Annotated in this window: 13 protein-coding genes; all 13 read left to right on the top strand. The window is 71.0% G+C overall.

Going from position 1 to position 12674, the window contains the following annotated elements; translation table 11 throughout:
- The first annotated feature begins 117 nt into the window (after positions 1-117).
- Positions 118-582, top strand: coding sequence for a hypothetical protein (locus N803_RS18650; protein ID WP_052112421.1), 465 nt, complete (start codon positions 118-120; stop codon positions 580-582).
- Positions 579-1271 carry a tetratricopeptide repeat protein gene (locus N803_RS16750; RefSeq protein ID WP_052112420.1) on the top strand — a complete coding sequence of 231 codons (693 nt, stop codon included), beginning with the start codon at positions 579-581 and terminating at the stop codon, positions 1269-1271. The genes N803_RS18650 and N803_RS16750 overlap by 4 nt, the downstream gene beginning before the upstream one ends.
- Complete coding sequence (locus tag N803_RS16745) at positions 1268-2173, top strand: HAD-IIA family hydrolase (RefSeq protein WP_035907456.1); 906 nt, start codon at positions 1268-1270, stop codon at positions 2171-2173. Before N803_RS16750 ends, N803_RS16745 begins: the two co-directional genes overlap by 4 nt.
- A 66-nt stretch (positions 2174-2239) precedes the next feature.
- Positions 2240-3061: a hypothetical protein gene (locus N803_RS19070; RefSeq protein ID WP_052112419.1), complete on the top strand. Its 822-nt coding sequence runs from the start codon at positions 2240-2242 to the stop codon at positions 3059-3061.
- Complete coding sequence (locus N803_RS16735; RefSeq protein WP_035907454.1) at positions 3058-3426, top strand: hypothetical protein; 369 nt, start codon at positions 3058-3060, stop codon at positions 3424-3426. Before N803_RS19070 ends, N803_RS16735 begins: the two co-directional genes overlap by 4 nt.
- Entirely contained in the window at positions 3356-4231 is an 876-nt protein-coding gene (locus N803_RS16730) for a TlyA family RNA methyltransferase (protein WP_084764635.1), read from the top strand. Before N803_RS16735 ends, N803_RS16730 begins: the two co-directional genes overlap by 71 nt.
- Positions 4228-5205 (top strand): NAD kinase, encoded by a 978-nt coding sequence (locus N803_RS16725; RefSeq protein ID WP_052112417.1) that lies wholly within the window; start codon positions 4228-4230, stop codon positions 5203-5205. Before N803_RS16730 ends, N803_RS16725 begins: the two co-directional genes overlap by 4 nt.
- Before the next feature lie 6 nt (positions 5206-5211).
- Positions 5212-6915 (top strand): DNA repair protein RecN, encoded by a 1704-nt coding sequence (gene recN / locus N803_RS16720; RefSeq protein WP_035907449.1) that lies wholly within the window; start codon positions 5212-5214, stop codon positions 6913-6915.
- A gap of 87 nt (positions 6916-7002) precedes the next feature.
- Entirely contained in the window at positions 7003-8184 is a 1182-nt protein-coding gene (gene steA / locus N803_RS16715; protein ID WP_035907447.1) for a putative cytokinetic ring protein SteA, read from the top strand.
- Positions 8181-9134 (top strand): copper transporter, encoded by a 954-nt coding sequence (locus tag N803_RS17735; RefSeq protein WP_052112416.1) that lies wholly within the window; start codon positions 8181-8183, stop codon positions 9132-9134. The genes steA and N803_RS17735 overlap by 4 nt, the downstream gene beginning before the upstream one ends.
- Complete coding sequence (locus tag N803_RS16705) at positions 9131-9943, top strand: hypothetical protein (RefSeq protein ID WP_035907445.1); 813 nt, start codon at positions 9131-9133, stop codon at positions 9941-9943. The genes N803_RS17735 and N803_RS16705 overlap by 4 nt, the downstream gene beginning before the upstream one ends.
- Positions 9940-11592, top strand: a complete 1653-nt coding sequence (murJ, locus tag N803_RS16700) for a murein biosynthesis integral membrane protein MurJ (RefSeq protein WP_035907443.1) — start codon at positions 9940-9942, stop codon at positions 11590-11592. The genes N803_RS16705 and murJ overlap by 4 nt, the downstream gene beginning before the upstream one ends.
- On the top strand, positions 11589-12671 hold the full coding sequence (locus N803_RS16695; protein WP_035907441.1) for a glycosyltransferase family 4 protein: 1083 nt from the start codon (positions 11589-11591) through the stop codon (positions 12669-12671). Before murJ ends, N803_RS16695 begins: the two co-directional genes overlap by 4 nt.
- Positions 12672-12674: the final 3 nt, after the last annotated feature.

Genomic DNA, 12674 nt, shown 5'->3' with positions numbered 1-12674 from the left:
CCACCCGGCGGGCCATTTCTCATTTCCGGGCCTCGACGCGCTCAGGCGACAGGCCCCTAGACTGCACGTGCATTGCGGCTGACGCTGCCCGACTGCCCTGGAGGCTCTTCATGACCGATGAGAATCGCGGACCACGCCGTGACGGCGGACGGGACGACTCCCGTCGTGGCGGCTCGGGGCGCGACGGTGGTGCGCGCGGCCGAGGCGACGGCGCCCGGGGGCGCGATGGTGGCTCTCGTGGGCGTGACGCCAGCGGCCGCGGGTCCCGCGGTGGCGACCGGCCGTTCCGCGACGGCGATGACCGTCGGCGGGGGAGCAGCGAGGGTCGTGATGGCGCACCCCGCGGCGGCGACCGCCCCTTCCGTGAAGGCGGCGACCGTCGCACGAGCAGTGGCGACAGCCGTGACGGCGGGATGCGTCGCGCGGGAGGCGACCGACGCGACTCGGGGGATCGACGCACAGGTGGAGGCGCCGGGCGCCCGAACCGCGGTGGTGCCGATCGCGATAGGGAGCAGCGTGGCGGTTCACGTCTGGCGCCGAAGACGCCGCGACTGCCCGAACCCCGGATCCCGGACGGAGTGACCGGCAAGGAGCTCGACCGCTCGGTGCATCTGCAGTTGCGGACCCTGAGCAAGGAGAACGCCGATGGTGTGGCACAGCACCTCGTGATGGTGGCTGCCCTCCTCGAGGCCGACGAGATCGACGCTGCGATGGCGCACGCGGAGACCGCGGTGCGCCGGGCGGGACGAGTGCCCGCGGCCCGGGAGGCCCTCGGGATGGTGGCCTATCGCTCGGGCGACTTTGCGCGGGCGCTCGGTGAGTTCCGCACGGTGCGTCGGATCAGTGGATCGGACCACCTCATTCCGCTCATGGTCGACTGCGAACGAGGACTGGGCCGCCACGAGCGGGCCCTGGATCTCGCCCAGTCGCCGGAGGCCAAGCGCCTTCCGACTCAGGAGAAGGTCGAGCTGGCCATCGTCGTGAGCGGGATCCGCCGCGATCTGGGGCAGACCGATGCTGCGCTGCTCGCGTTGCAGATTCCCCAGCTCAAGAAGTCGAATCAGCCCCGCCTAGCCTACGCCTACGCCGACACCCTGCTCGGACTGGGACGCGCGGACGAGGCTCGCGAGTGGTTCCAGCGCGCTGCCGATGCCGACACCGACTACGAGACCGACGCGGTTGAACGCCTCGAAGAGCTCGACGGCGTGGTTCCTACGGATCTTCTCGGGGGAGCCGACGAGGAGGACGAGGAGATCGAGGACTCCGAGTGAGGCTGCTCGATCGCTACGACGCGTTCATCTGCGACCTCGACGGTGTGGTGTACCGCGGTGAGCCCGCCGTGCCGCATGCGGTCGAATCGCTGACCGCTGCCGCCAAGCCGGTGCAGTTCGCCACGAACAACGCCTCAAGGCCCCCGGCGGAGGTGGCCGACCACCTGCGCAGCCTCGGTCTCGACATCGCCGACGCGGATGTGGCCACGAGCAGCCAGGCCGCGGCGTGGGTCCTGACTCGGCACCTCGAGCCGGGCGCGGCCGTTCTTGCGATCGGCGGAGAGGGGGTCGCGACGGCCCTGCGCGACCGAGGGTTCCGACCCGTGTTCTCGGCATCGGACGAGCCGGCCGCAGTCGTGCAGGGGTACGGACCGCAGGTGACGGCAACGGATCTGGCGCAGGCGGCATACGCCATTCAGCGGGGAGCGCTGTGGTTGGCCACCAATACGGACCACACGCTTCCGACGGCGGACGGCTACGCGCCGGGCAACGGTGCCCTCGTGCTGGCGGTTGGCGCGGCGGTGGGGCGTGGGCCGGAGCTGGTGGCCGGCAAGCCCGACGAACCGCTCTATCTCATGTGCGCCGAGCGCCTCGGAGTGGCGCCGGATCGGGTTCTCGCGATTGGCGATCGGCTCGAAACCGACATCCAGGGTGCACACATGGCCGGCATGGACTCACTGCTCGTGATGACCGGAGTCCACGACATCCGTGACGCCCTGATGGCCCCGGCGGAGTCACGCCCCACGTGGGTTGCCGCTGATCTGCGCGCACTGCATGTGGAGGTCGAGGAACTCGAGCCCGCCAGGGCCGCCTTGCGCGCCGCGTGGGAGGGCGCCGACACTGGCGCTGGTCCCGCTTCAGCGGCGGAGCTGCCGTCGGAACTGGAGTCTCTCCTGCGCTGACGGGCGCCAGATGCGGTGGACGCCGAGTAGCGTGGGCCGGAACCACCACGAGTCACAGGAGGAACCATGGCCAAGCGTTCGATCCAGGGATACGTCGAGCTCGCCTCGGGTCTCGGGGAAATGACCAAGGGTGCTGCCAAGGATGCGGCAGCCGAGCTCGTCGCGCTCACGAACAGCGACCTCTCTGCCAAGAAGGTCACGAAGCAGGCGAGCAAGCTGGCCGATGACCTGATCGCCGCAGCCAACACGAACCGCAAGAACCTCGTCTCGCTCGTGCGTTCGGAGGTCGACAAGGCCGTGGGTCGTCTCGATGTGACCTCGCTCCAGCGCGAACTCGCGACGATGAGCGACACCGTGAACTCCCTGCGGGGCCAGGTCGAAGACCTCGCCGCCAACCTTTCGGCACGTTCGTCGGCAGCGGCGACCAGTGCAGCCCCCGGTGTGTCTCGACTCGCCGGGTCGGTCGAGGACACCGCGAGCGACGCCGTTGCAGCGGCCGCTCCCGCACCGAAGGCAGGCTCGCGTCGTCCGGCTCGCGCCGCCCTCAAGAAGACGACCGCCCCCGCCAAGAAGGCCGCCCCCGCCAAGAAGGCGACCACGGCAAAGAAGTCCGCAGCCAAGAAGGCTCTCGCGAAGAAGGCTCCCGCGAAGAAGGCCAGTGTCACGAAGGCCACGTCTGCCGGCACCGCAGTTGCGGCGAAGAAGGCTCCCGCCAAGAAGTCCACGGCCAAGAAGGCTCCCGCGAAGAAGGCTCCCGCGAAGAAGGCGGGTGCCGCCAAGGCCGCCCCGGCGAAGAAGGTCGCGGCCAAGAAGGCTCCGGCGAAGAAGGCGAGCACCGCCACGTCGGCTGCTCCGGCCGCCTCGGCATCGTCGGCGAGCGGCGCGTGAGCAGCGACTTCACCCAGGATCAGACCGACGACGACTCGCTCCACGTCGACCACGACGTGGAGCGAGTCGTGGGTCGGGACGTGGAGGAGCCGCACGTCGAGCTCGCCACTGCTGGCGAGATCTTCGACGACGGGCCAGCGCCGGAGGACGAGGTCTCCCTCGACGACGCCACTGACGAGAACCCGGAAGACCATCAGGACGTCGACCCGGCCGCCGAGCCGGCGCCGGAGACGGGGGACCTCGTCATCGACGCGGCCCTGCGTGACCTCGCCGAGGCCCCGATCGGCGACCTCGATGCCCAGATCGAGCGCGGCGAGCAGGTCCAGCGAACCCTGCAGGGCCGGCTCAGCGACCTCGGAGGCTGACATCGCCCGGCTCGATGCCGAGCTCGTGCGTCGTGGGCTCGCCCGGTCGCGTGGTGAGGCGAGGGAACTCATCGAGGCGGGGGCGGTCTCCGTCAACGGTCGCGCGGCTCGCAAACCCGCAAGCCCTGCCGACGAGGCGACGGTCGTCGAGGTCACCTCGGATGGCCCGCGCTGGGTGGGTCGGGCGGCGCACAAGCTCGACCACGCGTTCAGCACCTGGAGCCAAGCGGGTCTGTCCGCCGAGGGACGGGAGTGTCTCGACGTAGGTGCGTCGACGGGCGGCTTCACCCAGGTCCTGCTCGCGCAGGGTGCTCGCCACGTCGTGGCACTCGACGTCGGCCACGACCAGCTCGTCGCCGAGCTCCGGGAGGACGTCCGGGTCACCGAACGGAGCGGGACGTCGATTCGTGACGTCACGCGGGAAGACCTCGGCACCTTCGACGTCATCGTCGGCGACCTGTCCTTCATCTCCCTGCGCCTCGTGCTCGCGCCCGTCGCCGCCCTCGCTCGACCGGGCGCGGACGTCGTCCTGCTCGTCAAACCGCAGTTCGAGGTCGGCCGAGGACGGTTGAGCAAGAACGGCATCGTCACCGATCCGCGCCACCGGCGGCAGGCCCTGACCGACGTCCTGTCCACCGCCGACGAAGTCGGACTCGGCATCCACGGCCTGACCCGCAGCCCGATCCACGGCGGAGAGGGCAACACGGAGTACCTCCTGTGGGCGAGGTCGGGGATCTCGGGCACGATGGACCCCAGCGCGGTGGCTTCCGCGATCCGCGACCTGAGCCAGGAGGAACGAGCATGAGCGACCGTCGCATCCTGCTCGTCGTGCACCCGGCCCGGACCGAGGTGCACGACCACGCGCTGGGGGTCGTCAAACGACTCAAGGCAGCCGGGGTCGCCGTCGCCGTCATCAGCGAGGAGATGCGCGGGACCCCGCTCGAGGACGCCCCGGACCTCATCAGCGCCGACCCGCACGACCCGACCCGGGGCTGCGAGCTCGTGTGCATCCTGGGCGGTGACGGTTCCATCCTGCGTGCGGCCGAGCTGTCGCGAGGCTCGGGAGTCCCGCTGCTCGGGGTCAACTTCGGGCACGTCGGCTTCCTCGCCGAGGTCGAACGCGACGACCTCGACGTCACCGTCGAGCGGATCGTTGCCAAGAACTACACCGTCGAGGAGCGCATGACGCTCGACGTCGTCGCGACGCACGATGGCGAGACCGTGTTCGAGAGTTGGGCCCTCAACGAGGTCACGGTCGAGAAGGCCTCCCGGGAGCGGATGATCGAGCTCACCGCCGAGATCGACGGACGGCCCCTGTCGACCTGGGGTTGCGACGGGGTCGTCATGGCCACGCCCACCGGCTCGACGGCCTATGCGTTCTCCGCCGGTGGTCCGGTGGTGTGGCCGGACGTCGAAGCGCTCCTGCTCGTCCCCATCAGCGCCCATGCGCTGTTTGCCCGTCCACTAGTCGTGGGACCCGAGAGCCACCTCGCCGTCGAGGTCGTCCCGCGCACCGAGGGTGCCGGGGTGGTCTGGTGCGATGGGCGTCGGGCGGTCGACCTGCCGCCGGGTGCTCGCATCCAGGTGCAGCGCAGTTCCGACCCCGTGCGACTCGCCCGGTTCGCGGCCGACCCGTTCGCCGACCGGCTCGTCGAGAAGTTCGACCTGTCCGTGCACGGCTGGCGTGGGGCTACCCGTCGCGCCAACGAGTCCGCGGCCCGGCGTGACGGGGGATCAGCCTCGGCGCCCCACACCGACGACTCACCGCAGAAGGATTGACGGGCAGTGCTGCAGGAGATCCGGATCCAGGACCTGGGCATCATCGATGAGTCGCTCATCGAGTTCGGCCCGGGCCTGACAGTGCTCACGGGTGAGACCGGCGCCGGCAAGACGATGGTCGTCACAAGTCTCGGCCTCCTCCTCGGTGCCCGGTCGGAGACGGGCCTCGTCCGTGAAGGTGCCGACCGCGCCGTCGTCGAGGGTGTCTTCGACGTGGCGCCCGACCACCCCGCCACCGTCCGGGCCACCGAGGCCGGGGGAGATGTCGACGAGTCACTCGTGCTCGTCCGCACGGTTCAGGCGGAGGGCCGCTCCCGCGCCCACGTCGGCGGGCGAAGCGCACCCGTCGGCGTTCTGGGAGAGCTCGGCGAACACCTCGTCGCCGTGCACGGACAGGCGGACCAGTGGCGCCTGCGTCGCCCGGAGGAGCACCGCGAACTGCTCGACGCGTTCGGTGGAGCTGACCTCGCAGACGTGCGGACGGCATACGAGAGCGTGTATGCCGCACACGCCGCGGCTCGCGCGGAACTCGAGTCGCTGCGCGCTGCCGCGCGCGAGCGCGCCCAGGAACTGGACCTGCTCACGAGAGGCCTCGAGCGGCTCGAGGCCGTCGAACCGCAGGCCGGTGAGGACGAGTCGCTGCGCGTGGAGGACGAGCGGTTGTCGCACGCCGAGGAACTGCGTCGAGGGTCGTCGGAGGCCCACGACCTGCTGTCGGGTGGAGACGAGGCCGACGGCTCCGTCGACGACGGCATCCTGGGTTCGCTGGCTCGGGCTCGGTCGGCCCTTGCGCAGGTGAGCGCCAACGACCCGGCCCTGGCCGACCTCGAGACCCGCCTGACCGAGATCAGTCACCTCGTGACGGATCTCGCGGCCGACCTGTCGGGCTACGTCGCCGACGTCGACCTCGACCCGGGACGACTCGAATGGGTTCAGGAGCGTCGCGCGGCGCTCACGGAACTGACCCGCAGCTACGGCGACTCGGTGGACGACGTCATCGCCTGGGGTGAACGGGCCGCCGCCCGCGCTGTCGAACTCGAGGGCGACGACTCCCGGATCGAGGAGCTCGAGCGACGCACCGACGAGCTCGAGGCCGAACGCACGCAGGCAGCACAGGACCTCACGCAGGAGCGACGCACGGTCGCTGATGCCCTCGCCGAGCGCATCAGCGACGAACTGTCCCACCTCGCGATGGGCTCTGCCCGGGTCGTCATCGCGGTCGACCCCGCGGGCCGGCTGGGACCGCACGGTGGCGACGACGTCGAGATCGGGCTCGCCGCCAACGTCGGCAGCACCCCGCGCAGCGTCAGCAAGGCCGCCTCGGGCGGTGAGCTCTCCCGCGTCATGCTCGCCATCGAGGTGGCGACCGCGGAAGCGACCGGAACCGTGCCGACATTCGTCTTCGACGAGGTCGACGCCGGCGTCGGCGGACGCGCCGCACTCGACGTCGGGGCACGACTCGCCGCGCTCGCGCGGTCGGCCCAGGTCATCGTCGTCACTCACCTCGCCCAGGTGGCCGCGCACGCGGACCACCACCTCGTCGTCTCCAAGGCCGACGATGGACACGTCACCCGCAGCGGGGTGCGTCGGGTCGAGGGCGACGAGCGCGTCACCGAGCTCGCGCGGATGTTGGCCGGAACGGTGAGCGACGCAGCGCTGGAGCACGCCCGGGATCTCCTGGCGGAGCGGGGACAGAGCGCCCGCGCCTGAGGGGCGACGAGCACGAGGCCCACGTCACCGGCCCACCGCGCCGCGTCGACTGCGCCCGGCCCACCCACGCGTGGCAGGATGGTTGGGATGCCCTTCACGACCCGACTTCGCCGCGACCGCGACCCCGGCCCTGCCGGTGTCAGCGGAACCGCCCGCGTCGACCCGCGCACCAAGGACCTGACCAAGCGCCTCAAGCCGGGCGACGTCGCGGTGATCAACCATGTCGACATCGACAAGGTCAGCGCCGAGGCGCTCGTCGCCTGCCGTCCGTCCGCCGTGGTCAACGCGGCCGCGTCGATCAGTGGTCGCTACCCCAACCTCGGCCCCGAGATCCTGCTCGGGGCAGGCATCCCCCTCCTCGACGAGGTCGGCGAGGCAGCGATGCAGATCGCCGAGGGGACCCAGGTCCACCTCGAGGGCAACGAGCTCCGTGCCGGCGACACGGTCCTGGCGACGGGCACGCTCCTCGACTCCGAGGGTGTGACGGAGTCCATGGCCGACGCCCGAGCCGGGCTCAACAATCAGCTCGAGGCGTTCGCGGCCAACACGATGGAGTACCTCAAGCAGGAGCGGGCGCTGCTCTTGGATGGTGTCGGCGTTCCCGACATCAAGACCGACCTCGAGGGACGTCACGTCCTCATCGTCGTGCGCGGATACCACTACAAGGAGGACCTGCAGATGCTGCGGTCCTACATCCGCGAATACAAGCCGATCCTCATCGGCGTCGACGGGGGAGCGGACGCGATCGTCGAGGCCCGGCACAAGCCCGACCTCATCGTCGGTGACATGGACTCCGTGTCCGACGCGACGCTCAAGTGCGGTGCCGAGGTCGTCGTCCACGCCTACCGCAACGGCAACGCCCCCGGACTCGAGCGGGTTCGCGACCTCGGAGTCGAGCCCGTCGTCTTCCCGGCGACCGGGACGAGCGAGGACGTCGCGATGCTCCTCGCCGACGACAAGGGAGCCACCCTCATCGTCGCCGTCGGCACCCACGCCACGCTCATCGAGTTCCTCGACAAGGGGCGGGCCGGCATGGCCAGCACCTTCCTTACGCGCCTGCGCGTCGGCGGCAAGCTCGTCGACGCCAAGGGAGTGAGCCGGCTCTATCGCTCCCGCATCTCGGGCATGTGGCTCGTGGCGATGGTCCTCGTCGGACTTCTCGCCCTCGGCGCCGCGCTCTGGGCCACACCGGGAGGCAAGGTCCTGCTCCAGGTGCTCGGTGCCCGCCTCGACGATCTCTGGTCCGCACTCGGAGGAATCTTCACGTGATCGACTTCCGCTACCACCTCGTCTCGATCGTCTCGATCTTCATGGCCCTCGCCGTGGGGATCGTGCTCGGTGCGGGACCCCTCAAGGGAACGATCGGTGAGTCCCTCACGCAGGAGGTCACCCAGCTCCGCGAGGACCGGGCGTCCCTGCGCACCGAACTCGAGGCCGCCCGCAAGGCCGCCACGACACGCGACGAGTTCACCGCCGACGCCCGTGGGCGCCTCGTCGGCGGAACCCTGCCCGACGCCAAGGTCGCCCTCGTCGTCCTGCCGGGCGCGGACGCCGACCACGTCAAGGCGGTCTCCGAGACCCTCGTCGCCGCCGGGGCGGCCGTGGTGTCCCAGACGACCGTCGAGGACGCGTGGGTCCCGCAGAACGATGAGGCTGCCAACAAGCTGACCCAGCTCGCCACGGAGCAGCGTCAGGCTCTGGGCCTCCCTGCGGCCGACGAGTCCAACGGGAGCCCGCTCGACGACGTCCTCGCGACTGCTCTGGTTGCCACGGATGCCGCCGCGGCGAACGACGCCGGCAAGGCGGCCATGGAGGCGCTCGCGGGTGCCAAGCTCATCGACCTCGAGACCGCGGACCTCGTCCGTGCCAGCAGCGCCGTCCTCGTGGGCGCCCCCATCAAGGGCGACGTCATGGCCGACCGTGACCGTCAGGCCACGCGCTTCGCGGGTCTGGCTTCCGCGCTCGATCGGGCCGGCAAGGGTGCGGTACTGACCGAGGACGTGGGTGTCACCGGCTTCGCCGGCACGAGCTCGGTCGTGCGTGCGGCGCGCGGAGACGCGTCCACGGCGCGCGCGCTGTCCACCGTCGACGACGTGAGTCTCTCGATCGGTCAGGTGAGCGTCGTCTATGCCCTGGCACAGCAGTTCACCGGAGGCGTGGGTCAGTACGGCCTGGGCGACGGCGTGTCTGGCGGATATCCGCCGATCCCGGCTCCATGAGCCGCCGCCCACTCCTCGGCGCCGCTGCTGCAGCAGCCGTCGCCGGTGGCGCACTTTTCCTGAAGGACCGTCTGCCGGTCGGTGTCCGGACTCGCTGGGAGCGCACCAACCATGCCGGGCGCACCGTCACGCTCCTCGAAGGACCGGCGTATGCCGTGGCTGCAGCAGTCGGATCCGTCGCCGCGGGTGCCCCGGCCGGCCCCGCTCTGGTGACCAGTCTCGGGGCCGGAGCCTTCGGTGCCCTCGATGACCTCGCGGGGGACGCATCGAGCAAGGGCCTCAAGGGTCACCTCGGCGCCCTCGCGCGCGGTGAGGTGACGACCGGAGCCATCAAGATCGTCGGTCTCGGTGCCACCGGTCTCGCGGCCGCGGCGCTGGCCGACCGGCGCACGGGCCGAGGTTTCCTGGCCACTCTCGTGGGCGGTGCCGCCATTGCCGGCGCGGCCAACATCGCCAACCTCTTCGACCTCCGACCTGGCCGGACCCTCAAGGTCGTCACCGCGGCCGGTCTGCCCGTCCTCCTTCCACCGGGCAACCCGGGCGCAGCCACGGCCGCAGCCGCCCTCGGTGCGGCGGCCGGAGCGCTGCCGAGCGACCTGCGTGGGGAGTCGATGCTCGGTGACACCGGCGCCAACGCAGCTGGTGCCCTCATCGGTGTGGCGCTCGTAGAACGCACCGGCCTGCGCGGTCGGCTGGCCGTCCTGGCCGTCACCGCAGGGCTGACCGTGCTCTCGGAGAAGGTGTCGTTCAGCAAGGTCATCGAGGGCAATGACGTCCTGCGGCGGCTCGATCGCTGGGGTCGCGAGTGACCACGCGCACCGTGGGTCACTCCGTGGCGCGCGCCGCGCTCATCGTTGCGATCGCCACTCTGCTGGCTCGCCTCGCGGGTTTCGCCCGCACTCTCGTCTTCTCCTGGGGCGTCGGGACGAGCCCGGTCGGTGACACGTACCAGACCGTCAACACGCTTCCCAACGTCATCTACGAAGTCGCGGCAGGTGGTGCTCTCGCCGCGATCGCCGTGCCACTCGTGGCCGGCCAACTCGGTGCCGGCCGTCGTGAGGATGCGGATCGCAGCGCCTCCGCCCTGCTCACCTGGGCCATCGTCGTGCTCGTGCCGCTGTCGCTCGTCGTGCTCGTCGCGGCACCGTGGCTCAGCGACCTGCTGCTCGACGACCGAAGCCGACCCGGGAGCGTGGCCCTCGGCACCGAGATGTTGCGCATCTTTGCCCCGCAGGTCGCGCTCTATGGCGTGGGCGTGGTGCTGGCCGGCATCCTCCAGGCGCACCGCAGGTTCCTCGCTGCGGCCCTCGCCCCGTTGCTGTCGAGCGTTGTCGTGATGGCGGCGTACTTCGCGTACTGGGCCATGCAGACCGGGGAGGTGTCGGCGGCCGACGTCGACGACCGCTCGGTCTGGGTCCTCGCCGGTGGCACGACCCTGGGCGTCGTCGTGCTCAGCCTGCCGCTCCTCGTGCCTGCGCTGCGGGTAGGGGTGCGACTCCGTCCGACCCTGTCCTTCCCCGGAGGTCTGGGCCAGCGCGCCGGCGTTCTCGCCGGCGCCGGCGTCCTCGCCCTGGCGGCACAGCAGGCGGCGGTGGCCGTCACGCTGTGGATCACCCACGAGCCACGCACGCTCGACATCGGCGTGGTCAACGTCTACGCCTACATCCAGGCCGTCTATCTCCTCCCGTATGCCGTCCTGGCGGTGCCCGTGGCCACGGCCGCCTTCCCGGCACTTGCGCACGCAGAGGGCGCCCGCGAGGAGGACGCCACGGCGACGGATGCCGCCGGGACCCTGGCAAACAGCCTTCGCGGCATTCTGCTCCTGACCTCCGGTGCGGCGGCGGTGCTCATCGCCATCTCGCGACCGGTCGGCCGGTTCTTCCTCGAGTTCGACCGCGGCGGAGAGGGAGCCGGCAACTCGGCGCTGCAGGCTCTTCCCGGTGGACTGTCCGCCTACGCCCCGGGGCTCGTGGGCTTCAGCGCTGCGGCGCTGCTCACGCGGGCGCTCTATGTCCGCGGCCGTCCGATGCTCGCCGGGGCTGTTGTCGCGGGCGGCTGGATCATTGCGGCGCTCTTGCCCGTGGCGCTCATCCCGGACGGCTCCGATGCCGGCACGACGCTGGGGCTGCTCGGCATCGCCTCGACCGTCGGCATGACCGTGTCGGGTTTCTCCCTCGCGATGCTGGTCCGCTACGCATGGGGGAGTGAGGCCCTCGCCGGGGCCGGTCGCACCCTCGGTGCCGCGGTCGTGGCTGTTGCCGTGGCCATCGCCGTGGGCGACGTCGTCGAGCGCGGAGTTCGGTGGGGTGGTCTCTGGGGTGCGCTGGCCGCAGGAGTCGTCGTTGCGGTGGTGACCATGGGTGTCCACCTCGGCGTGATGGCCGTGGGCGACCGCACTGGGATGCAGGCACTTCGAGAGCGTGGGCGACAGCGTCGCCGAAAGGGGCCGGAGCAGTGAGGATCGCCCTGGTCATGGGCACGAGCGCCGGCGGGACGGGCAAGCACGTGCTCGACCTCGTCGGCGGGTTGGTCGAGGCCGACCACGATGTCGTCGTCCTGGCGCCGCGCGCCGAGTTGGACCAGTTCCCCTTCGCGGAGGCTGGTGCCGCGACGGTCGAGTTGGCCGTTGCCGACCGACCCCATCCCGTGCGCGATGCGCGCGCGCTCGCGATCCTGCGGGACGTCTGCGGTGGAGCCGATGTCGTCCACGCCCACGGTGCTCGGGTCGGAGCGCTGTCCGTCCTGGCTCTGGCCGGCCTCGCGCCACCACTGGTGGTCACGCTGCACAACGCGTCGCCCGGTGCTGGTCTGCTGGGGCGGGTGCATCGCGTCCTCGAGTCGACCATCGCCCGCGGCGCGGACCTCGTTCTGGGCGTGTCTGCCGACATCGTCGAGCGCCAGCGGGAACTCGGCGCCCGGGCCACGGACCTCGCCGTCATCGCTGCCCCTCCACCGGGCGCGGTGACCCGCGACCGCCACGCCGTTCGACACGACCTGGGCATCGAGCCGCGCACGATGCTCCTCGTCACCGTCGCGCGTCTCGCACCCCAGAAGGACCTCGACCTCCTCGTCGACGCGATGGCCGAGTTGCGTGCGCGCCACGCCATCGACGCCGTCGCCGTGGTTGCCGGAGATGGTCCCGACAGGGAACGACTCCAGGCTCGCATCGACGCGACGGACGTCCCGGTGCGGCTCCTCGGTCACCGCTCCGACGTGCCCGATCTCATCGCCGCCGCAGATGCCGTCGTCTCCACTGCGCGGTGGGAGGGCCAACCCGTTGGACTCCAGGAAGCCCTTCACTCCGGTGCGGCCATCGTCGCGACGGATGCCGGGGGCACCGGTGCCGTCGTGGGCGACGCGGCGATCCTCGTCCCCGTCGGCGATGTTCCGTCGATGGCCCGTGCACTGGCCGACGTGCTGCTCCACGGGGCGGTCCGTGACGACCTGCGTTCCCGGGCCATCAGCCGTGGTGGTGAGCTCCCGACGAGCGAGGACGCGCTGGAAGCAGCGCTCACGGCATACCGGTCGGTTCTCTGATTC

This window comes from Knoellia subterranea KCTC 19937 (assembly GCF_000768685.1).
Lineage (GTDB): Bacteria > Actinomycetota > Actinomycetes > Actinomycetales > Dermatophilaceae > Knoellia > Knoellia subterranea.
Note: the sequence above shows the minus strand (reverse complement) of the source record. Positions and strands in the feature narration are given on the sequence as shown.